The organism is Pseudoalteromonas sp. SWYJ118 (genome assembly GCF_015864505.1).
Lineage (GTDB): Bacteria > Pseudomonadota > Gammaproteobacteria > Enterobacterales > Alteromonadaceae > Pseudoalteromonas > Pseudoalteromonas arctica.
Genome location: NZ_JADYXC010000007.1, coordinates 152,708 through 176,426, shown reverse-complemented (window position 1 = coordinate 176,426; position 23,719 = coordinate 152,708). Strand labels below are relative to the sequence as shown.

Sequence of the window (23,719 nt, the reverse complement as noted above, 5' to 3'; positions counted from 1 at the left end):
AGAAAGGTTGAGCGAAAATTCACTCAACCCATTTTTATTTTAAAGACGAGTAACGCTAAAGCCTTTATCTCGTAGCTGTTTAAGTAACCCGTGTTTTTCAGGTAAATGCAGAGCGCCTACGGCAATAAATAGTTGCTCGTTTGCTAAACGCGGTGTGAGTTGTTTAACCCAATTATTATTGCGGTTAGTTAGCATTACTTGCTCGCTAATTTCACCATAATTACTGTCATCAAAATTCATGTTGTAGTAATCGGTTAGTGTATCCATATCCCCGTTTTTCCAGGCATTAACTAATTTGATAAAGTAAGTATTAATATCGCTGAGTTGCTCAAAGGTTTCTTCAATCATTTCATTGCTTAATAGCGCCATGCCATCAAACATTTGCAGTTGTTGCTCTAGGGTTTCAAGCTCGCCAATTTTAATATTATGCTCTTTAGCATAACTAAGCACTTGCTTGTCTATGCCGGTTTTATCTGAATATCCTGCATTTTGAAATTCAATTTGCATCATAGTCACCATAACAGCCCAAGGCTTTAAGCCATTAAACATAGCAATATCAATCGACTTTTTAGCAAAGTAATTTTTTAGCTTGGTATAATTTTGCTTTGAAAGCTCAGTTTGTAATGTTTTACCGTCACTTAGCATCATAAATGGCATTGAGCGCTGTTGCATTTCAAGTGGTGTAAGTTTGCTTATATCAACTTCAACAATGACTTCTTTGCTTGCGCTAATTGCATCGGTTACATTTTTAGGTAAGCCTTTCATGCTGGCATCACCAACGTGTACAGTGCCAAATAAGTAAGAGCTGACGCCATTTTTTTCTATTTTATATAAGGCGGGAGCTGCATAGCTGTTAAGGCTAAATGTTATAAGCAATGCCACAATAAAAAAGTGGCTAATACGGGTAAGAGCATTCATGGTTTGTCCTTAAAATCTCGAAGGTTAGTAGTGTAAATACTAACCTAAATTTACTTCAGAGGTAACGTTAATATAAACGTTAACGTATTGCTTTCGGTATTACTGGCCGTGATAGTAAAGCCATTTAAGTTACATAAGCTCTGTACAATTGATAATCCTAAACCATGGCGCTGGTTATTAGTTCTAGATGAATCTAGCTGATAGAGCGGGTCAAAAATAGCAGTGAGCTGTTCACTACTTAGTGGTTTATTTACTTTGTTACTAACAGAGATGGTCATGTTTGTGCTGTTATTTACGGCAGTTAATTTAATTGGTGCCTCAGGGAGTCCATAAAATAGTGCGTTATCGATTAAGTTACATAAAATGGTATTTAAACTAAATTCGTCAGCATTAAGTGTAAACTCGTCAGTTATCTCATTATTTAAACGCGCTTTAATAGTTGGGTGCTTAAAGGTCAGCTCATCAACAATTTGATTTACTAGGTTATTTAGAATGATATTTTGTGCATTTAATTGCATTGCACTGCTACTTGAGCGCTGCAACAGTAATAGGTTGCTAACAATCGTTTTCATACGCTGTGAAATATTAAGCACATCACTGGTATAAGTGTCGCTAATGCGTCTATCGTCAGGGTAGCGAATAGCCACTTCTGAGAGGCTTATTAGTTCAGCTATTGGGGTTTTAAGCTCGTGTGCAATGTCGCTTGTTAGGCGTTTTTCATTACTATAGAGTTGCTGATTAACGGTAATAAACTTATTTAGCTCGTTACGTATAGGTTCTATTTCTTCTACTTTAAAGTCGCTTTCTATTGTTTGCGCAACACCGGTAATATCGAGTAACTTAATTTGGTCGTTTAAGTTGTGTAGCGGGTGCAGACCTTTATTTACAATACGTGTCACTAAATAGCGCACACCAAACACACCAAGTACACAGGTTAAAATAAAGACCACATCAATAATAATCAGTACTTTATTAAGTTCGGCTGTCGGCGCTGCAATCGCAAGAGTCATGGTATTAAAAACAGCAGAGTGAGTGGGGTTTCTATCGTCTTTTTGGGCTACAAAGTGACTTATAAGTGCGCGGCCATCACGCCCGTTAGGAAGCTCGTAATCTATAATTTTAGATTCGTTTATCGGCATTTCTAAAAAAGGTAGGTTAGCATTTTCATAAAGCTCTAATGAGTCCGAGCGCTCAAACACATCACGGCCATGCCATAATTGGTAAAACTCCGTGGCATCGGCTGCTTCATACTCCGACATAAACTCACCAGCAAAATCAAATTCAACTACGTTGTTGTCATCCTCAACTAAGGTTTTTAAGTAGTTAGCTTTGTTAGTTAGAGACTGATTGAACTGATCTTCCACCCAAGTATCAACACTTAGATCAACGGTTAAAAATATGGTGAATAAAATAACAGAGATCACAGCGCTAATATTATTAACGAGTTTACGTTTTATTGAGTGATTTTTATTTTGTTGTTGCGACATAACCAAATCCACGTTTATTTTTTATCGGGAGCTCGCCATCAAACTGTCTTACTTTTTTACGTATGGTTGAGATGTGTGCTTCAAGCGCATTTTTAGAGAGCATATCAAACTGCCCTACCACCGCTTCACTTATAAGCTCAAGTCCCAATACTCGCTCTGGGGCGTTAAATAAGCATTCTATTATTTTGTATTCATTACGCGTGAGCTCAATGGCATGTTGCTTGTAGTGAAGAGTTTTAAGTGACAGATCTAATACGCAATCACCTACGGTAAGGGTATTTTGTTGGTTTTGCAGTGAACCACGACGAAGTAATGCAAGGACGCGAGCATGGAGTTCTTCAAACGAAAATGGCTTAGTTAAATAATCGTCAGCGCCTTTCATAAGGCCGTTAATTTTATCTTGAGGCTCACTTCGTGCCGATAAAATTAGCACACGGCTTTGGCTATTACTGCTGCGCAGTGCTTGTAAAATACTCATGCCATCAACGCTCGGTAGCATTAAATCAAGTACGAGGAGGTCGTAGTTTCCACTCAGTGCCATACTCAACCCTTCTGAGCCATCACCAGTTTCATCTACGGTAAAACCAAGGTTGCTAAGGCCAACTTGCAAGCTGCGTCTTAGTGCTTCAGAGTCTTCAATAACGAGGATTTTCATGTTTACTCGGTTTATAAAAATAGCCTTGTTACTTTAACAAGGCTTTATTATCAAGTCACTTGGTTAATGATACCAACCATTTGTGTAGGCTAAATTACCCAAGTTCGCGTGGGCTAGGGCTTTTTTAACTAGTTGCTCATCGTTTTCACATGGCACAAGCTGGTTATTGCTATACGTATAGGTGGTTGCTGATTTTTGTGGTTGTAACACCACCACTTTATTATCGTGCATGTAGGCAAAGTTTTTGTCGTATTGCATCATTGCGCGTTGTTTGTTGTCGCTAATTGGCTTTGATAAATCATGACCTATCATAGGGTGCTTACCACTTGCGCCAATTAAAGACAGTAGAGTCACAGGAATATCGAGCTGGCTGGCTAGTTGGCTATCTCGTTTATGGGTAATATTTTTACCAAAAATAACGGCCGGAATTTTAAAGTGATCAACCGGTACTAAACTCGCCCCAGATACACGCGAGTCGTGATCGGCAATAACTATAAATACAGTGTCGTCCCAGTAGCTCGATTTTTTAGCTTTTTCGATAAACGTGCCTAGTGCGTAATCGGCATACTTTGCTGCATTATTACGGGTTTGTTTTTGTTTATCGTACAGCGTTATTTTATCGTCAGGAAAGTCATACGGGCTATGATTAGAGCTTGAGAATATAAGGCTAAAAAAGGGTTTGTTTTGATTTTTAAGCTTAGTAAGTTCTATGTCGGCCTGGTCGTACAAGTCTTCGTCTGATGCGCCCCACGAGCCATTAAAATCTATTTTATTAAAGTTATTTGTATCTACGATACTTTTAAAACCGTTGCCTAAAAAGAAGCTGCGCATGTTATCAAAATGGCTTTCGCCACCATAAATAAACTGCGTGTTGTAATTTTGCTTCGCTAAAAAATCAGCAATGGTAAAAAAGTCACGTTGTGATTTATCAAGCTTAACAACCGCACGCGAAGGTGTGGGTGTAAACCCTGTAATTACCGCCTCAATCCCACGCACTGAACGTGTACCCGTGGCGTATAAATTATCAAACCCCCAGCCTTGTTTATAAAGGGCGTCTATATTAGGTGTAAGCGGTAAACCGCCAAGCGTGCCTACATAACGAGCACCTAAACTTTCTTGTAAAATAATGACTAAATTTTTGGGTTTACCTATATTACTTGCTTCATGAAACGTTTTTGTAGGGGCGGTTACATCATTAAATGCGGCTTGCGTGTTTTGCATGTTACTACGCACAATGCTAAGCAATTCATCGGTAGGCATTTTGCCATAATAGTCTTGGCTTGATTGCTCGTTAGAGAGTTGCTTAACTGCAAATGCGACGCTATAAAGTGAGTTAAGGGTTAAGTCGTTAAGTAAGTGATCAGTAGAGAACGAGACCATGGCGGGGTTAAGTGGTCTGTGCCCTAATGAGTTACGCGCGCCCAAAATAGTTAAGCATACTAAAACGAGCGCTAAAATTGATTGGTTTAAGCCTGTTAGTGATGACGTACTTTGCCATTGATTGCCAAATACTTTACCTGCAAATTTACAGCTTAAAATAAGTGCTATAACAGCAATAAATACTTCTAACTTATAGCCTGAAAAAATCATTTTTGAGACTTCTTTAGGGTAAATTAAATATTCTATAAATAAGCGGTTTGGGCGTAAATCGTATTCGTTTATAAATGTAGGCGTAATCACTTCAAAAAAAACGAGTAAAGCAGACATCCCCACTAAGTAAATTTTAATTAGGCCGCGAACTTTATTTTGCCACCCTATGCTTTGCATAACTAATGTAAGTAATAATGCGGGCATAATAATGTAGCTTAAAGTGGCTATATCTACTCTTAAACCACCTATAAATATAGATAACCACGCATGCGATCCAAATACACGCTCACCTTGCCAAACACTCAAACCAAAACGAGCAAGTGTTAAAAAACTCAGTGCCAAAAAAGTAAATACAACAAGAATCCACACAGGACCAAGTGCTTGCTTGACTGTAAAATTATTACTTTTAAGTGTTAAGCCCATAATACAGCCCACCAAATAAGAGCAGTAATTAGCATGGCTATAAATACACTGGCTGAGGCAATATCTTTAGCGAGACCCGAAAGCTCATGATATTCACTGCCAATTCTATCCACCACAACCTCAACGGCTGTATTTACAAGTTCAGCAAACAAAACAAAAAGCAGGCTGGCTATCAGTAATAACTTGTCGCTTAGTACAATTTTTTGTAGCCACACAAACACACCTAGTAATGAAAACAGTACTAGCTCTTGTTGAAACGCCGCTTCAAATCGACTCATCCATTTTAAGCCGTTAAAAGAATGGCTTAAGGTAAAAATAAGGCGCATTAAGCCTTGGCGTTTTATAACGGTTTTATTGCTCATAATTGTATTTCGCTTGGTGTTGTTTGGCAGCTAGCAAGTAAATCAAGCGATGCCTGATATGTTTTGCTCTTAATGCCAATTAAATTTAAAAGGGTGTGAAAAATATTGTTGTGTGAGCGCGCAGCGCGGGTGTCTAAATTAGCTAAACAGGTATTAGTAATGCGCTGGTTATGCTCATCAGCCCACATATAAAGGGGGACATGTGTTTGTGTACTTGGGGCAAAGCTATACGGAAAACCATGCAAATAAGCACCGGCTTCGCCAAGTGATTCACCATGGTCAGAGACATATAAAAACTGCTTATCTATGTTGTTTGGCAGTGCTTTTAATTGCTCAATTACTTGGGCGTTAACAAAGTCGCTGTACGCAATTGTGTTGTCGTAGGTATTAACTAATTCATCGAGTGAGCAGTTTTGAATGTCGCTTCTATCGCACGTAGGCGTAAATTGCTTAAACTTATCTGGGTAGCGTTTAAAGTAAGTTGGCCCGTGTGAGCCCATCATATGTAGGACAAGAACGGTGTTAGCTTGGCTTAAATTAGCGAGTTTGCGTTTAAGTGGAGCAAGGAGTGCTTCATCAAAACAATATTTCCCATCGCAAAGCGCTGATGGGGTGGTTGGGATATCAATGTTAACAACACGAGGGCATACGTTTTTACAGCCGCTGTTATTATCAACCCACAATACATCGCTGCCAGCTTGTTGTGCTAAGTCAATCAGGTTTTGTTGGTTGTCGGCTGCTAATCGATCAAAGTTATCTTGTGTTTGCAGTGAAAACATACACGGCACAGACACAGCAGTAGCGGTGCCACAAGACGCCACATTATTAAAATACGTCACATTGTACTTTTGTGTGTAAGAATTTGTGTTGCGCTTATAACCTTGATAAGCAAAGTTTTCTGCTCGTGCGGTTTCGCCAACAACTATAACGGTTACGCTGGTGGTGTTAGGCGCAATTAAAGTGGGTGTTGTATCTATATTTTTAAACTTTATATTGGTGTACAGCAGTTGATCGCGCATATATTTATAACCGCTGGAGAGATACTGAAACGGAATAATTTCTTTTTTCAAAATGCGGTTGTTACGACCAGTGGCTGCGTAATCGGCGTAAAAGTTAGTGACCACTAAAGCAATTAGCGTTAAGCAGGCAATAATAAGTTTTATGCGGCTAATCGCTTCTTGATGAGGGCGAGTAAAGTGTATTTTTACTTTGCTTAATATAAAAACAGGTAGCGCACAAAACAACAGTAAAAAGGCTATGAGTTGCGGATTTAAATAGCTCAGCGCTTCGCTTGAATCGGTTTCGAACGTGTTTTGAATCATTGAATAGTCAAACACGACACCGTAATTTAATGAGCCGTAAAGCACGGCGCTCGAAATTATCAGTAAAAGATAGTTAACTGGTTTTAATAACCATCTAACCGACACTATCGAAAAGAAAATAATTAAAAGGCATAACAAAAGTAGCGGGACTGAAAGTAAAAATAGCCATGAAAAAGATGCAAGAGAGGTTATGGCGCTAAACGAACCTTGAATAAAAGGAATGTTTATAACTAAACAGTAATAACAGGCAATCATCACTACAAAGGAATTTGCACTACAGTGAATGTAAAACCGTTTACTACGATTTGGCTTTTTTTGTGCTGGTGTTTGACTAATTACGTTCATATTTAGGCTCGTTTAAAATAACAACGCCATGCTATGCAACAACACTTAAGAGTCGCTTAAGAGAACCTACGCATTACCTGAAGGTGATAAATAATTTTATTTATAAAAATATTCTTAAAAATTAATCAAACCTTAAATAAGGGATATAAGAATAGTGAATTTCTGAGAATAAAATTAGAGCATAAAAAAACCACTACTAGCTTGTATAATGAATTTTAAAACCCGATAAATTGCCTTTTAGTCTTTTTGTTAGATTAACTTTGGTGTTGACTTAAAGGGCCTAGCGCGGTACTAATATAAAAAGAGAGCGAAGGAATAACCTTCGCGATAATTGAACAAAATTTGGTATTAATTACATGCTTACAAACGCACTTAACCTAGTCCTGATTATTATCGTGGTGATTATTCCCGCGAGGGCTTCGTAGTGCTTTAAAAACTTAAGCATTAAAAAAGCCCTCCGCACTTAACCGTTCGGAGGGCTTTTTAGTTTTAAGGGCAAAGTTTTTAGCGTAAAAATGTAATTGGGTTGTCACTGAGGAATGAGGGTTTATTAATGACAGGCGCAGAACTAACAATCGACTTATTGGCCAAACACGGCGTAAATGAAGTATTTGGCTACCCAGGCGGAGCTATTATGCCAATTTACGATGCGCTGTATGGCGCGCCAGTCAAACACTACCTTACTCGTCATGAGCAAGGTGCAGGGTTTGCAGCTGTTGGTTATGCTCGCAGCACGCGTAAATTAGGTGTGTGTTTTGCAACATCGGGCCCAGGTGCAACTAACTTAATAACTGCCCTTGCTGATGCGATGATGGACTCAGTGCCATTATTGGCGATCACAGGCCAAGTGCCTACTGCAGCTATTGGTTCAGATGCGTTTCAAGAAATAGATGTACTAGGTATGTCGCTTTCGTGTACTAAGCACAGCTACATGGTAGAACGAGCGGAAGACTTAGCAGAGATATTACAAGAAGCAATTCATTTAGCGCAAAGCGGCCGACCAGGTCCAGTACTTGTCGATATCCCAAAAGATATTCAAATGGCGCAAGTACCATTTAAGCCTTGGCTTGCAGCTGATGAATACTTACCTGAGTTAGATTTAAAGCAAGTTGCTATTGCTAATCAATTGTTGAGTGAGGCTAAACAGCCTGTAGCGTACGTAGGCGGTGGTGTACAAGCCGCTGATGCGCAAGACGAGTTAATGCAGTTTTTAAATAAAACTCAGATGCCGGCTGTATCAACACTAAAAGCATTAGGCAGTGTGTTACCTGACTACGAGCATTACTTAGGTATGCTAGGTATGCATGGTGGTCAAGCCGCTAATATTGCCGTGCAAGAATGTGATGTACTTGTGTGTATAGGTGCGCGCTTTGATGACCGCGTAACGGGTAACTTAGCTAAATTTGCAGCTAAAGCTAAAGTAATTCATTTAGATATTGATGCCGCTGAAGTAGGTAAGCGAAAACCTGCTAAAGCTTCATTAATTGCTGATTTAAAAACGTCGTTACCTGCACTTGAGTGCTTTGTAACACCTAAAGCGTGGTGTGACACAAATAAAGAAATGAATATCAAGCACGCGTGGCGTTACGATTACCCAGGTGAGAAGGTTTACGCACCGTACTTATTAAACCAACTGAGCCAACGCATGCCAAAAACTGGCGTTGTGTGTTGCGATGTAGGTCAGCATCAAATGTGGGTAGCACAACACATGAAGTTTACTCACCCGAGCAATCATTTAAGCAGTGGTGGCGCAGGCACAATGGGCTTTGGTTTACCGGCTGCTATTGGCGCACAAGTAGCACGCCCTGATGACTTTGTTATCACTGTATCGGGCGATGGCTCAATCATGATGAATATTCAAGAATTGGCCACGATTCGCCGTAATAATTTACCTGTAAAAATATTAATTTTAGATAACCAGCGCTTGGGTATGGTTCGCCAATGGCAAGAGCTATTTTTTGAAGGACGTTACTCTGAAACTAACCTTTCGGATAACCCAGACTTTGTGCAACTAGCTGCTGTATTTGGTATTCCAGGGCAAACAATTACCCATGCTAACCAAGTTGATGATGCTATTACAGCATTAGTTAACAGCAAAGGCCCGTACATAGTACATGCTTGTATTGATGATAAAGAAAATGTTTGGCCACTTGTACCACCTGGGGCTGCTAACGACGAAATGATGACGGAGAAAGCAAAATGAAACACAGCCTAACTATTGCATTAAAAAGCCAAAGTATAGCGGTAGAACGCTTTTTACGAGTGGTGCGTCATCGTGGTTTTAACCTAACGCATTTTCAGCTCAATATAGATGATGGCTTATACAACGTAGCCATGACGGTAGATAGTGATAAACCTATTCATCTATTAACCAGCCAGCTAAACAAGCTGGTGGATGTAAAAGAAGTCACTTTACAAAATTTACAGCACCAACAGGCTGTATAATTACGAATTACAAAATAATTTACGAGTAACTGAGTCACTCGGTTATTCACCAATTTTAGAATGAGGAATGCCCGCTTATATTGCGGCAAAAACTGAGGTAACTATGGCTAAATTAAGAAGTGCAACAACAACTGAAGGACGTAAACGTGCAGGCGCAAGAGCATTATGGCGCGCAACAGGTATGACAGACTCTGATTTTGGTAAACCGATTATTGCCGTAGTTAACTCGTTTACACAATTTGTACCAGGGCATGTACACCTTAATCAGCTTAGTGAGCTTATGGGTGAGACAATAACCCAAGCCGGTGGCGTTCCAAAAGAATTTAATACCATTGCTATTGATGATGGCATTGCGATGGGACACGGCGGTATGCTTTATTCATTGCCTTCACGCGATTTAATTGCTGACTCGGTTGAATACATGGTAAATGGACACTGCGCCGATGCGATGATCTGTATTTCAAACTGCGACAAAATCACCCCAGGGATGATGCTGGCAGCGCTACGTTTAAATATACCGGTGATATTTGTATCGGGCGGTCCAATGGAGGCGGGTAAAACTAAACTTGCTAACATCGACATTAAACTTGATTTAGTTGATGCCATGGTTAAAGGCGCAGATGAATCGGTAAGTGATGCAGATTCAGAGCAGGTAGAGCGTTCTGCGTGTCCTACATGTGGCTCGTGTTCAGGCATGTTTACTGCAAACTCAATGAACTGTTTGTTAGAGGCAATAGGTTTAGCACTGCCGGGTAACGGTACGACGCTTGCGACTCATAAAGACCGTAAACAGCTTTATGTTGAAGCGGGGGCTCGTATTGTTGATTTATGTCGTGAGTATTATCAAAAAGATAATCAAGATGTATTGCCACGTGCTATTGCTAACAAAACAGCCTTTATGAATGCAATGGTTGTTGATATTGCAATGGGCGGCTCATCAAATACCGTATTACATTTGCTTGCTGCTGCACAAGAAGCGGGCGTTGATTTTGATATGTCACACATTGATGCGCTTTCTCGTAAAACACCGTTTTTATGTAAAGTGGCACCGGCAACACCAGAGTACCATATTGAAGATGTACACCGTGCTGGTGGCATGATGGCTGTTGTACGCGAGCTTGGTAAAGCCGGCTTAGTTGATATGTCAGTAAATCATGTCGCTGGATCAACAATGGCTGAGCTTGTTAAAAAATGGGATGCAACAGACCCGACTAACGAAGCTGCGCGCAAGTTTTATCGTGCGGGTCCTGCGGGTATTCGTACTACTAAAGCAATGAGCCAAGAGTGTCGTTGGGATGAAGGCGATAATGACCGCGTCAATGGTTGTATTCGAAGCGTTGAACACGCTTTTCGCCAAGACGGTGGCTTAGCTGTACTTTCTGGCAATCTAGCGGTTGATGGTTGTGTTGTTAAAAGTGCTGGCGTCGTTGACGAAATGCTACATTTTGAAGGCACCGCAGTCGTGTACGAATCACAAGATGATTCAGTAGAAGGGATTTTAAATAACGAAGTAAAAGCCGGCGATGTTGTTGTTATTCGTTATGAAGGGCCAAAAGGCGGTCCGGGTATGCAAGAAATGCTTTATCCAACAAGTTATTTAAAATCAAAAGGCCTAGCTGAACAATGTGCGCTTATTACTGATGGTCGCTTTTCGGGTGGTACTTCGGGTTTATCAATTGGCCACGTGTCACCAGAGGCAGCAAGTGGTGGCGCAATTGCTTATGTTGAAAATGGCGACAAAATTATTATTGATATCGCAACACGTGAAATCACTCTAGCGCTAAGCGATGAAGAACTTGAAGCACGTAAGCAAAAGCAATTAGCACGCGGAAAAATGGCGTATAAACCAGTTGATCGTGAGCGTTATGTGTCGTCTGCTTTAAAAGCTTATGCATTACTTGCAACTAGTGCTGATAAAGGCGCAGTGCGCGATTTAGCTAAATTGGAGGCGCTTAGTTAATTATGGTCTCTCAAGAGCTCGATTATTTTCGCGCTATCATTCAAGCAAACATGGAGCCTTTGGCTAAAGTTACTGAGGTCAGCGAAATGGCTGAACTCAGTAAAAAACTAGGTAACCATGTTTGGTTAAAGCGTGAAGACCAACAGCCCGTGTATTCGTTTAAATTACGCGGTGCGTATAACAAATTAAATAAATTACCTAAAGGCTCAGTGGTTATTACGGCTTCTGCGGGTAATCATGCCCAAGGGGTTGCATTGAGTGCATCTCACTTAGGGCACCAAGCGACTATTGTAATGCCAGTAACAACGCCTGAAATAAAAGTCAGCGCAGTGCGTGCACTTGGCGGTGAAGTTGTATTACATGGACATCACTTTGATGCAGCAAAAGCACATGCACTTGAGCTTACAGAGCAACGAAAAGGCATATTTGTTCCACCGTTTGATGACCCTGACGTAATTGTTGGTCAAGGCACTGTAGCACGCGAGCTAATGCAGCAATTAAACGAGCTTGATGCTGTGTTTATTCCTGTTGGCGGCGGCGGCTTACTGGCGGGTATGGCGGTTTATATTAAATCTCTGCGCCCTGATATAAAAGTCATTGGCGTAGAAGCTGACGAAAGTGCGTGTTTACAAGCAGCACTTGCAGCGGGTAAACCGGTAGAGCTTGATCGCGTTGGCAGTTTTGCCGATGGTGTAGCGGTTAAAATTATTGGCACCGAAACCTTTCGTTTAGCGCAAAAGTTTTGCGATGAAGTTGTAACCGTTACCAGTGACGAAATATGTGCAGCCATGCAGGATATTTTTGTATCTACGCGCGCAATTGCAGAGCCATCTGGTGCACTTGCAACGGCAGGGCTTAAAAAGTGGAGTCAGCAGTCGGGGTTAAAAGGGTTGCACTTAGCGGCTGTTTTATCGGGTGCTAATTTAAACTTTGATCGCTTGCGTTATGTGGCAGAGCGCACTGCACTGGGTGAAAAAAACGAAGCGCTATTAGCGGTTACTATTAAAGAAGAAAAAGGCAGCTTTAAACAGTTTTGTGCTTCTTTAGGTGGCCGAGCTATTACTGAATTTAACTACCGTTATGCAGGACCTGGTGAAGCACAAATATTTGTAGGTATTGCCTTGCGCCAAGGCGAGCAAGAACTCAATGAGCTAAAGCAAGACTTAACAAAGAATGATTATCAATTTTGCGATCTGTCGGATAACGAACTCGCTAAATTACACGTGCGTTATATGGTTGGCGGAAAAGCACCAGAGCAATTACATGAACGTTTATTGCGTTTTGAATTTCCTGAGTATCCGGGGGCGCTTGCTCGATTTTTAGATACTTTAGGCAGTAATTGGAACATTACCTTATTTCATTATCGTAATCACGGTGGGTCAATGGGAAATGTACTGGCAGGTTTTGCTATTGAGCCGAGTCAGTATGAAATGTTTAACGAGCATTTAAATCGCTTAGGTTACAGTGTACAGGATGAAACACAAAATCCGTGTTTTACCCAATTTTTAACATCAAAATCGCAAGCAGAAAAATTCGAAAAACGAGCCTCAGTATAACCTTTCTTTAAAGGCAGGCACCTAACTAGGGTGCTTGCTTTATCACACGTTTTACATATAGTTACAGGTAATCGTCATACTTTTTGAGGTCACCTAGTTGCTATTTAAAGGATTAATCATTGGATTGTGCTTTTTTTGCAGCCATATCGCGGCGCAAGAATCAGTCACATTACAGCTAAAATGGACACATCAGTTTCAGTTTGCCGGTTACTATATGGCAAAGCAAAAAGGCTTTTATAATGAAGTAGGCCTCGATGTAACCATTAAACAAGCTAATCCAATGAAACCTGACACCTTTGGTCCTGTCGCTCGTGGCGAAGCGCAATTTGGTGTAGGACATTCTGGTATTTTACAGCAACGTATTGATGGTCAGCCCTTTGTTGCAATGGCAGCTTTACTGCAGTTTTCTCCTTATTGCTGGATGGTAAAAGACACGTCTGATATTTTTCACCCACGAGATTTTGTAAATAAACGTATCACTGCTGTGAGCAAAAATGACGGCACCGAGTTACTCATTATGCTTAAACGCAGTGGTGTAGAAGTGGATAATCTTAAAGTTTACGACGGCATAAATCCAGGCCAAGCTTGGATTGAAAACAAGCTAGATGCTATGCAAGTTTATGTTACTACAGAGCCTTATTATATGACTCAACAAGGGATCGCTCATCGGCTTGTTTGCCCGCAGCGTTATGGTATGGATGTATATGGAGATATTTTATTTACCAGCGAAAGTATGCTTAAAAAAAATCCGCAAACGGTCGAAAAATTCTACCAAGCGAGCCTAAAAGGTTGGCGCTATGCAATGATGAATATGGATGAAGCCATTGCAGTCACCCAGAAAATATACGCACCGAGTAAAAGCTTTCATCAGCTCGCCTTTGAAGCTGAAGTCTTAAAAAATTATATAGTACTACCTACCACCAGTTTAGGGCATATGTCGATAGCAAAGTGGCGCTTAATTGCTGACTTATATGGCATACAGCAAAACGAATTTGACGAAGTGAAATCTCATTTTATTTATAAATACCAAGAGCCTGAAAAAATGCAATTATCGTGGATGCTTATAGCGGCTATTTTGGTGAGTATTATTTCAATCCCTTTGTATTTGAGGCTGATTTTTAGTAAAAATTAACTGTTTAGTGAGATCTCACTGAGCTGATATAATTAATTGTCTTTTTTATACTTTAAGCAGTTATGACTTTAGCCGAGCAATTTTTTGCACTTGATTCACTTTTAATGCGCCATCGTCAGTATTGGCAGTGCACTGCATTTGATTTTGACACTATTCCTTGGCCAGAGCTGCAAGGCATACTTAACGAACTAACTGATGATCAGGTAACCGTTCTTGATAACGATCAAAATCAGCTATACCAATTTTTTAACCAACACATAAACCAACTTGATGAACTTGCTAAACTATGTGAGTTACCTAGCGCTGCACACTCTCGATCTGATTATCCGTTTTGGATAAGTAACGGCATTAAAGGTCGTAAGTTTGATCAGCTACAAGACTTTGTATCTGCACTACCTAATACTAAGCAACCAGTTTTAGAATGGTGCGCGGGTAAAGGACACTTAGGGCGAATGCTTGCATTTAATGGCGCAAGTGATGTGCACAGTATTGAGCTGCAACTAAGCTTATGCGAGCAAGGGCAAAAAAGTGCACAGCAACAAGGTTTAGCAATGCACTTTAGCCAAGCTGATGTATTAAAAGATGATATTACTCAATTTTTTAATACTGATATGCATGCCGTAGCGCTCCACGCTTGTGGTGGTTTGCACCAAGCATTTATGCGCCAAGCAAGTTTAGCGAAAGTACAGCAAATTAGCTTTTCACCTTGTTGCTATCATTTATTTACGGCTAATGAGTACCGTGTAATGAGTGAGGTTGCAAACCAAAGTGAGCTTAACCTAACGCATCGCGATCTAAAGCTCGCCTTGCAAGAAACCGTTACAGCGCCTTCTCGTCTGGAAAAAGTACGTAAAACAGAACTTGAATGGCGACTCGGTTTTGATGCACTTAGAAAATCGATTACTGGCGAGCAATATTATGTAAGCGTACCTTCGGTTAACAAAGCTATATTCTCAGATTCGTTTAAATCATTTTGTGCATGGGCTGCAGACAAAAAGGCAATAAACCTACCCCAAGATACTGATTATAATAAATATTTAGATGTTGGTGTTGCTCGAAAAGAAATAACTGACCGAGTTGAACTGGTTCGACATGTGTTCAGAAGAGCAATTGAAGTTTGGCTTGTGCTCGATCGTGCTTTATATTTGCAACAGCAAGGCTATCAAGTAAGCGTTAAAACGTTTTGTGAAAAGCAGTTAACGCCTCGTAATATATTGATTCTCGCTAATATCCATTAAATTTCCGTCCTCGACTTAATAAGAGATGCAATGAGAAAGTTAAAAAATTTATTCGATAACAATAAACGTTGGGCTGCTCGCACAAGTGAAGCTGATCCTGAGTTTTTTAAAATTTTATCTATGCAACAAAATCCAGAGTATCTATGGATTGGTTGTTCAGACTCTCGTGTACCTGCTAATCAAATAGTTGATTTATTACCAGGCGAATTATTTGTACATCGTAACGTTGCTAACGTGGTTGTACACACTGACCATAACTGTTTGTCGGTTATGCAGTACGCTGTAGAAGTCTTAAAAGTAAAACATATCATGGTAGTTGGTCACTATGGTTGTGGTGGCGTACAAGCTGTTTTAAACAATGCAAAATTTGGCTTTATTGATAACTGGCTACGCCATGTAGGTGATGTAAAAGAAAAGCATCTTGAGCAACTTGATGCAATGCCAGAAAGCGAACGTTTAAGCCGACTTATTGAGCTAAATGTCATTGAGCAGGTACGAAATGTATGCCGTACTAACATTGTGCAAGATGCGTGGGATCGCGGACAAGAGCTAAGCGTTCATGGTTGGGTTTATGGTTTAGAGAACGGCCACCTTCACGATTTAGAATCTGTAGTAACGTGCGCGAGTGAAGAAACGCAAAGCTACAAAAAAGCAGTGCAGCACGTACTTAAAAAAGTGGGCGAGAATAAATAAATTTATGACTAAAACGGCGATATTAATAGGTGCTACAGGTTTGGTTGGTAACGAGTTGCTGCATAAGCTACTTAATAGCGATCGTTATACCAAAGTGGTTACGTTAAGTCGTCGGGCTTTGCCTATTACACACGCAAAGCTAGTTAATCATGTTATTGATTTTGAAAAATTAACTCAATACGTTGAGCTTTTTAAAGGCGACATATTGTTTTCGTGTTTGGGCACAACCCGTAAACGGGCGGGCTCTACACAAGCTCAGCGTAAAGTAGATTTTGATTATCAGTTTATAGCAGCGCAGTTAGCGGCATGTAATGGCGTTACGCATTACTGTTTAGTGTCATCAAGTGGGGCGAACACGCACAGTAATAGTGCTTATTTGAAAATGAAGGGTGAGCTTGAGCAACATATTAAAGCACTCCCTTTTGATAAAATAAGTATTTTACAACCATCTTTATTATTAGGTGATCGTGAGCAATTTAGAGTGGCAGAAAAGATAGGCAGTATTATTTTTCCTGTTATTACACGATTTGCGTTTTTAAAGCGTTACAGGCCAATAACTGGCGAGCAAGTTGCACAAAAAATGCTGAGTGTGAGTTTAGCGCAACAGGCTAAGTTATCTTATTATGTGCTAGATGAGCTATTTGAATAAGCTTAGTAAAAGGTAAAAGGCAAAAGGCAGCCTAAGCTGCCTTTTTAATTATTCAGCGTCAGTTTTAGCGCTAAGTTGTTGCTCAAGTAATGCAACTTTAGCTTCAAGGTCAGTTAGTTTTTCGCGAGTACGGATAAGTACTTGGCTTTGCACATCAAATTCTTCACGGCTCACAAAGTCCATCTCAGCAAGCTTGTTTTGTAAAACTTGCTTTGTTTTACCTTCGAGTGTGTCTGCTAGGTTTTTTACACCTTGTGGCATATTGCTAGTAATTTGCTTAGCAATTTCTTCAAGTTTTGCTGGGTTGATCATATTTTTCCCTTCGATGCGGCCTAAAATAATAATAACTAATATTACCTTATACCTATGGTATTTAACACATGATCATCTATACCTTAATTAATTAAGGCAATTGCTATGCTCGCTGTAATGGTTACGTTAAAATTACGCGTCTTTTAAATTTCTTTGGTCGTTATGAAACTCAATCCTAAACAAGATGAAGCTGTAAAATATATTAGTGGTCCATGCTTAGTACTCGCAGGCGCAGGCTCTGGTAAAACCCGTGTTATTACTAATAAAATAGCTTATTTAGTGAAAAAATGTGAGTACAAAGCGCGAAATATAGCCGCTGTTACTTTTACCAATAAAGCAGCCAAAGAAATGCGTGAACGAGTACTGCAAACGCTCGGAAAGCAAGACGCTAAAGGTTTATGGGTATCAACGTTTCATACACTCGGTTTAGAAATAATAAAAAAAGAGTTAAGCACATTAGGGTTTAAACCCGGCTTTTCGTTATTTGATGATCAAGATACCAATCAGCTTCTTAGTGAGCTGACTGAAGATGAACTAAAAAAAGACAAAGACTTACTCAAACTACTTAAAATGGAAATTGGTAGTTGGAAAAACGAATTAGTACTGCCAGAGCAAGCAATACGAGAAGCCCGCGATGCGCAAAAGGCGTTGTTTGCACAGCTTTATGCTCGCTATCAAAATCAGCTGCGCGCTTATAACGCATTGGATTTTGATGATTTAATTATGATCCCTACCTTGCTACTTACTAATAACGCAACGTCGCGTGAGCGCTGGCAGCAACGCTTTAAATATTTGCTGGTGGATGAGTATCAAGATACCAACACCAGTCAATATCAACTTGTTAAATTACTTGTTGGTGAGCGTGCCCGTTTTACTGTGGTAGGTGATGACGACCAATCAATTTATTCTTGGCGTGGTGCTCGCCCACAAAACTTAGTGTTGTTAGGTAAAGACTACCCAGGGCTTAGGCTAATAAAGCTTGAGCAAAACTACCGAAGTGCAGGGCGAATACTAAAAGCCGCTAATATTTTGATAGCAAATAACCCGCATGATATTGAGAAAAAGTTATTCAGTGAGCTTGGTTACGGTGAGCCAATTAAAGTAATAGGGTGCCGCGACGAAGAGCACGAATCGGAGCGCGTAGTTGCCGAGATAATTTCCCATAAGTTTATGAAGCGAACTAGCTATAAAGACTACGCTATTTTATATCGTGGTAATCATCAAGCTCGTGGCTTTGAAAAATCACTAATGAGTAACCGTATCCCCTATAAAATTAGTGGCGGTATGTCTTTTTTCGCTCGCTCAGAAATTAAAGATATTATGGCATATTTGCGCTTATTAGTTAATCAAGACGATGACAATGCATTTTTACGTATTGTAAATACACCGCGCCGCGAAATAGGCACGGTTACACTTGAAAAGCTGGGTACGCTGGCTAATGAAAAGCACGCGAGCTTGTTTGCCACCTGTTTTGATAACGATTTAGGCTACAGACTAAAAGGGCGTGGCTTTAATGCGCTTGCTGGGTTTGCACGCTGGGTTGTTGAGCTATCTGATAACGCTGTACGTGGCGATACACTTGAAGCTGTTAAAGACTTAGTGCGTAATATTAATTACGAGGCATATTTGTACGAGTCATCACCGAGTGCTAAAGCCGCTGAAATGCGTATGAAAAACGTTTCTGAATTGTATCGCTGGATCACCGATATGTTGACCGGTGATGCCGACAACGAACCAATGACATTAGCCGAGGTTGTTAGCAAGCTAACCCTTCGCGATATGCTTGAGCGTAACGAAGAAGAGGATGAAACCGATGCGGTGCACTTATCAACACTGCATGCATCAAAGGGCTTAGAGTACCCATACGTATTTATGGTAGGTATGGAGGAGGGCTTACTTCCGCATCAGGTTAGTATTGATGAAGATAACGTAGATGAAGAGCGCCGCTTAGCTTATGTTGGTATTACTCGTGCACAGCAGGAGTTAACACTTACTTATGCAAAAATACGTCGTCAATTTGGTGAAACCTCACAAACTGAGTTAAGCCGATTTGTACAAGAGTTACCGCAGGACGATTTAGCGATTGAAAACAAAAAAGCGCCAAATACGCAAGCAGAGCGAATGGAAAAAGGCCAAGCAAGAGTCGCTAACCTTCGTGCAATGTTTAAAAAGCCTGAGTAATACCTCAGGCTAATTTTATAAAGACTGGGTTGCTTGTATTTCAGGTAACTCAGAACACACTAGAGCGTGTTGTTTTCCCACAAAAAATGCCAAACCGTGCTTGTCTAGTAAGGCTCTAAAATTAAGTATTGATGGGCCTTTAGCAATGACTTTCATTGCTTTGAGCTTCGTAATTGCTAGCACCCCTTGTAGCTGAAAATCGTAACTTTCTTGTTGTAAAACACGTTTACTAAAGGTCGAGCTAAGTAGCAGATAGTCAAAATTAATATCGGTTAGTAAATTAAGTTCGCATCGATCTTTAGCGAAATTGTTTAAACCAATTGAATAACCAAGTTGTGATAGCTTTTTGAGGTTTTCTATTTGTGTTGCGCTTGCGTGACGAATTTCTTGCTCATCAAATAGCAAACAGAGCTGGCTATGTCCTTGTTGTTTATTTAGCGTATCTGTAAATAAAACAAATTCGTGCTCCTCGAGTAGTAAACCAGAGCAAGGAACCAGCGCCATAGTTACATTTGCTGTAATTGCTTGTACATAAGCGCGTTGTAATAACTGTAACTCTATCTCGAGGTGCTGTTCTTTATCTGATGCAAACTTTTTCAAAATATCAAAGCTAGTAAAGCCAAGTATTGGGTGTTCACCAAATGCTTCAAATAAAGATTCAGACTGATGTTGCTCATCAAGAGTAATTATTTCTGAGCTTCTAAAACTCATAGGTAATATATCAAGGTGATGTTGTGCTTTTAGTGCCTGTGCAGGTATTGATTGCGTTAATAGCGGATGAAATAGCTCGTAGCGATTTTTTCCGGAGTTTTTAGCGTGATACATTGCAGCATCGGCATCACGAATAATTTCATCCGTATGCGTATAGCTTTTCTTTGAGTAGGTTATTCCTATACTAGCACCACTTTGAAGTGATTCGCCTTTAAGGAAAAAAGGCTTTTTCATTAAATCGATAATACGATTAGCGACATCTTCTGCTTGTTGAGGCTCAGTTAAGTGCGTTAATAAAATAACAAACTCATCGCCACCTAAGCGTGCTAGTAAATCATGTTCGCGTATACACTGGGCAAATAACTCACTAACGTTAATTAAAAACTGATCGCCAGCATGGTGACCAAGTTGGTCGTTAATGTCTTTAAACTTATCTAAATCAATAAATAAAACAGCAAAATTATGTTCAGGAAAGCGCTGATAATGTTGTAGTGTTTTTTCAAGCTGAGTTAAAAAGAGGCTGCGATTAGGTAAGCTAGTAAGAGAGTCGTGATGTGCGTCGTGATAAAGCTGCTGCTCTATTTTTTTACGCTCATCTATTTGCATTTGTAAGTGCAGATTTGTTTGACGCAGTTCTTTGGTTTTTTCGTTTACTCTAAATTCGAGTTCTTGATGGCTTTTTGCAATCGCTTGATTGGTGAGCTTTGTTTGTAAAACCGCTGCAATTTGATGAGATACAAAGGTAATTAACTCGCAATCATCCCGGCTGAAAATATGTTTGTTATCGTAAGCTTGGCAAACAATAAGGCCGATAACACCTTGAGCTGTTTTAAGTGGAGCGCCTAACCAACTAGTGGCCATTTGCTCTTTTTGTACAGGCTTAGCTCTTTGTACTACACCGCTTTCTATTAATTCTTTTGCTCTACACGGGTGTATAAGTTGCGTTTCTTCAGTGCTTATTACCAGTTCACTATAACCTTTAGCAAAGCGTCTTGGTTGTGTGTTTTCTTTAAATTCATCTACACAATAAGGGAAGCTTATCCAGCCAGACTCTTTATCGTAAAGTGCAATATATAAGTTTTCTGCGTAGGTAATTGTTTTTATTATTTCATGTATCTTAAAGTAAGCATCATCAAGGTTTTTAGCTTGCGTTGCTATTTCAGATATTTTAAATAGAATTTGTTGGCGTTGAAGTGCGCGTTTGCGTTGTTCTATTTCAAGGTTTAACGCGTCGTTACTTTGAGTGAGTGCTCGGGTACGAATTTTAACTTCTGACTCAAGGAGCTCTCGTTTTTTTACACGCTCTATTGCAGTTGCTAAATAAAGCGACATAAACTCAAGTAATTGTATTTGTTGTGAGCTATAGCCTTGTTTTGTATCGTAACTTTGCGCTGCTAAAACACCGATAATATTATGTTCTTGGTAAACCGGTACACCTACCCAATGCTCTGCTGGAGTGCCTAATGCTTTAAATAAGCCTTCTGCTGCGGCATTTTGCATTTGCTGCTTGGTAAAACATGTGGTTTTACCCTGTTTAAATACATAACCAGTGGCACCTTCATCAAAGCTATTTGATTGGTTAAGGGCGACGGCAATACCATCTTTTTCATCTGAAAAGTAAGAAAGTTCTAGCGATTGACTGTATTGATTTAATAGCACCACATAAAAACTTTTACTCGGCACATATTTTTGTAAAATGTCGTGGATAGCGGGATAAAGTAGGGTTAGCTCGGCAACAGTACTTGCTTGCTCTGATAATTGTATAAGCGCATTTTGTAAGTGATGTGATTGTTTGTATTTATTGAGTAATGTTTTTAGACGTTTATTTTGATACGCCAATTTACTCGATACTGAGAGTTTATCTTCCAATGATCTAACCGGCTATTTTTATTGTATAGTTATTAGCCTTATACTTTCACTTTTAGCGCTTATCGTCAAGTTGATATTCGTACTATCATACTGGCTAGAAACACTATTTTAGGTATTAAAAAAGGCTTACCGAAGTAAACCTTTTTTGTGTATTTCAGCTGTATTTACTTAGATGTCATGAAGTCGATAGCAGCGCTTATCTCATCATCAGAACAATCCATACAGGTGCCTTTTGGAGGCATCGCATTAAAGCCATTTAGTGCATGCTCAAGTAAAGTGTCTTTACCTTTAGCTATACGTGGAGCCCAATCGTCAGGCGATTTAGGCGCGCCTAGTGCACCAGTACCGTGACATGCAAAACATGCACCTTGATACACTTGCTCACCAGAACGAGGGCCTGTAGGCGCCGCTGCTACAGCAGCTTTATCGCCTTCAAGGTATACAGCACCAACCGGCGCGAGACGTGCTTTAATTGCATCTTCAGTCATAGAGTTATCATATGGCTGTGCGTATGCAGTGGTTGCTAGCATTAATAATGCTGCAGCTGTTAATTTTTTCATTTTGCCTTGCTCACTTCGATTTGAACGTGATCAATCACGATTAAAGATGACGGAAATTAAACCGATTATAACTCTCTGAGCCAATTTATAAAATGCTAAGAGGCATTTTTATTAATAAAACTGACTACTTTTTGCGTTAACGCAATAAAATTTAATTATTTACTGTTTTTTGTTAAGCAATTTAATAAGCGCAAACAGTCATACAATTAACTTTTAGATCCTAATATCAATTTATTGATAATACGCTACTAACTAGTTTTTCGATCCCTGCATCGGCTTCAATAATCGATTGCGCAAGCATATAAGCTGGGGTTGTAACTAGCTTATTTGGCTGATCAATAACAACATCATCTACTGCACAATTTATATGTTTAGCGCCTAATGTGCTTAGCGCTTGTGCTGTCTCTGCATCGTTACCAATCGTAAGTACAGCGTTATCGTAAATAAATGGGATCAAAGCGGGTGCAATACACATATAACCAGCAGGCTTATTTTCTTTTGCAAATGATTTACAAGCATTAAGTACGTCTTCATTAATATTTGCTTTTGCGCCTTTAATTGCAAAGTCACATAAGTTTTTTGCAGCGCCAAAACCGCCAGGTACAATTAATGCGTCAAACTGAGTTACGTCTAATTCAAGCAGCGATTTAATGTCACCCCGTGCAATACGAGCCGCTTCTGTTAATACATTACGTTTATCAGGCATTACTTCGCCCGTTAAATGGTTAATGGTATGAAGTTGTTCAATATCCGGTGCAAAACACTGATACGTTGCGCCATTTTTGGCTATATGTAATAAAGTTAAAATTGCTTCATTAATTTCACTACCATCGTACACACCAGACCCTGCTAATATTACCGCTACGTTTTTCATGCTTTTGTGCCCCTAAAGTCTTTTTTATAAGTCGATCGGATGAAGTCTAACATGCTCAAAATTTCTCGCGAAAATAAATTTTTAGTACAAAAATCATTCTCTATGCAAGTTGTATTGCGGTTTATGCCATTTGCGATCACTTTGCCTTTAAAAAAATTATAAAGGATCGCTATGATCTTCGATCCATTGTGCTAGAATACTCCTCCGGTTATTTAAATGGACGCGAATAATCAAAGTGAATAACAACACAAGCAGTCGTTAGAAAACCTTTTTCCACATTGGTTTAAAATAATAAAAAAAGAACCTCGTATTATCTTTTTTAAATTAAAACATACAGTTAAAGTATTTTCTAAGCATTTTATAATGCTTTGGAAGAATAGCTCGTGGCTGTTATCTACACACTTATCCACAGCTTGCTATAGTTTTAATAACACGAT

19 protein-coding genes are annotated in these 23,719 nt (G+C 39.7%); 9 read left to right on the top strand and 10 right to left on the bottom strand.

The genetic code is table 11. From position 1 onward, the window contains the following. Positions 1–39 precede the first annotated feature (39 nt). The 6 genes from I6F48_RS09525 to I6F48_RS09500 all read right to left on the bottom strand — a co-directional run bounded on the left by I6F48_RS09525 (position 40) and on the right by I6F48_RS09500 (position 7,102). Complete coding sequence (locus I6F48_RS09525; RefSeq protein WP_197119303.1) at positions 40–918, bottom strand: TraB/GumN family protein; 879 nt, start codon at positions 916–918, stop codon at positions 40–42. A gap of 50 nt (positions 919–968) precedes the next feature. Continuing rightward, positions 969–2,405, bottom strand: coding sequence for a sensor histidine kinase (locus I6F48_RS09520; RefSeq protein WP_165741078.1), 1,437 nt, complete (start codon positions 2,403–2,405; stop codon positions 969–971). Beyond that, complete coding sequence (locus I6F48_RS09515) at positions 2,386–3,060, bottom strand: response regulator transcription factor (protein ID WP_007377292.1); 675 nt, start codon at positions 3,058–3,060, stop codon at positions 2,386–2,388. The genes I6F48_RS09520 and I6F48_RS09515 overlap by 20 nt, the downstream gene beginning before the upstream one ends. Positions 3,061–3,123: 63 nt before the next feature. Continuing rightward, positions 3,124–5,073: an LTA synthase family protein gene (locus tag I6F48_RS09510; protein ID WP_197119302.1), complete on the bottom strand. Its 1,950-nt coding sequence runs from the start codon at positions 5,071–5,073 to the stop codon at positions 3,124–3,126. Further along, the gene (locus tag I6F48_RS09505; protein WP_165741080.1) at positions 5,064–5,435 is read right to left on the bottom strand and encodes a diacylglycerol kinase; all 372 of its coding nucleotides are present in this window, start codon (positions 5,433–5,435) and stop codon (positions 5,064–5,066) included. The genes I6F48_RS09510 and I6F48_RS09505 overlap by 10 nt, the downstream gene beginning before the upstream one ends. After that, positions 5,432–7,102: a phosphoethanolamine transferase gene (locus I6F48_RS09500; RefSeq protein ID WP_197119301.1), complete on the bottom strand. Its 1,671-nt coding sequence runs from the start codon at positions 7,100–7,102 to the stop codon at positions 5,432–5,434. Before I6F48_RS09500 ends, I6F48_RS09505 begins: the two co-directional genes overlap by 4 nt. A 553-nt stretch (positions 7,103–7,655) precedes the next feature. Here I6F48_RS09500 and ilvG point away from each other — a divergent pair. From ilvG to I6F48_RS09460, 8 genes are all read left to right on the top strand, one after another. After that, complete coding sequence (gene ilvG / locus I6F48_RS09495) at positions 7,656–9,305, top strand: acetolactate synthase 2 catalytic subunit (RefSeq protein ID WP_007582116.1); 1,650 nt, start codon at positions 7,656–7,658, stop codon at positions 9,303–9,305. Further along, positions 9,302–9,547, top strand: coding sequence for an acetolactate synthase 2 small subunit (ilvM, locus tag I6F48_RS09490; protein ID WP_165728087.1), 246 nt, complete (start codon positions 9,302–9,304; stop codon positions 9,545–9,547). Before ilvG ends, ilvM begins: the two co-directional genes overlap by 4 nt. A 103-nt stretch (positions 9,548–9,650) precedes the next feature. Next, the gene (gene ilvD, locus I6F48_RS09485) at positions 9,651–11,507 is read left to right on the top strand and encodes a dihydroxy-acid dehydratase (RefSeq protein WP_197119300.1); all 1,857 of its coding nucleotides are present in this window, start codon (positions 9,651–9,653) and stop codon (positions 11,505–11,507) included. Positions 11,508–11,509: 2 nt separating this feature from the next. Next, entirely contained in the window at positions 11,510–13,063 is a 1,554-nt protein-coding gene (gene ilvA, locus I6F48_RS09480) for a threonine ammonia-lyase, biosynthetic (protein WP_197119299.1), read from the top strand. Positions 13,064–13,160: 97 nt separating this feature from the next. Continuing rightward, on the top strand, positions 13,161–14,195 hold the full coding sequence (locus I6F48_RS09475) for an ABC transporter substrate-binding protein (protein WP_197119298.1): 1,035 nt from the start codon (positions 13,161–13,163) through the stop codon (positions 14,193–14,195). 62 nt (positions 14,196–14,257) lie between these two features. Beyond that, positions 14,258–15,433: a methyltransferase gene (locus tag I6F48_RS09470; protein WP_197119297.1), complete on the top strand. Its 1,176-nt coding sequence runs from the start codon at positions 14,258–14,260 to the stop codon at positions 15,431–15,433. A gap of 30 nt (positions 15,434–15,463) precedes the next feature. Then, positions 15,464–16,126, top strand: a complete 663-nt coding sequence (can, locus tag I6F48_RS09465; RefSeq protein WP_197119296.1) for a carbonate dehydratase — start codon at positions 15,464–15,466, stop codon at positions 16,124–16,126. 4 nt (positions 16,127–16,130) lie between these two features. Continuing rightward, entirely contained in the window at positions 16,131–16,775 is a 645-nt protein-coding gene (locus I6F48_RS09460; RefSeq protein ID WP_197119295.1) for an NAD(P)H-binding protein, read from the top strand. Between the two features lie 48 nt (positions 16,776–16,823). On the opposite strand, the gene ubiK is transcribed toward I6F48_RS09460, so the two are convergent. Beyond that, on the bottom strand, positions 16,824–17,087 hold the full coding sequence (gene ubiK, locus I6F48_RS09455; RefSeq protein WP_197119294.1) for a ubiquinone biosynthesis accessory factor UbiK: 264 nt from the start codon (positions 17,085–17,087) through the stop codon (positions 16,824–16,826). 162 nt (positions 17,088–17,249) lie between these two features. Here ubiK and rep point away from each other — a divergent pair, with 162 nt between their 5' ends. After that, positions 17,250–19,268, top strand: a complete 2,019-nt coding sequence (rep, locus tag I6F48_RS09450; protein ID WP_197119293.1) for a DNA helicase Rep — start codon at positions 17,250–17,252, stop codon at positions 19,266–19,268. Between the two features lie 15 nt (positions 19,269–19,283). Here rep and I6F48_RS09445 read toward each other — a convergent pair whose 3' ends face one another. From I6F48_RS09445 to elbB, 3 genes are all read right to left on the bottom strand, one after another. Then, the gene (locus I6F48_RS09445; protein WP_165740385.1) at positions 19,284–21,848 is read right to left on the bottom strand and encodes a sensor domain-containing diguanylate cyclase; all 2,565 of its coding nucleotides are present in this window, start codon (positions 21,846–21,848) and stop codon (positions 19,284–19,286) included. Positions 21,849–22,012: 164 nt separating this feature from the next. After that, entirely contained in the window at positions 22,013–22,408 is a 396-nt protein-coding gene (locus I6F48_RS09440) for a c-type cytochrome (protein WP_007582093.1), read from the bottom strand. Positions 22,409–22,634: 226 nt separating this feature from the next. Then, entirely contained in the window at positions 22,635–23,282 is a 648-nt protein-coding gene (gene elbB / locus I6F48_RS09435; protein WP_007582090.1) for an isoprenoid biosynthesis glyoxalase ElbB, read from the bottom strand. Positions 23,283–23,719 lie beyond the last annotated feature (437 nt).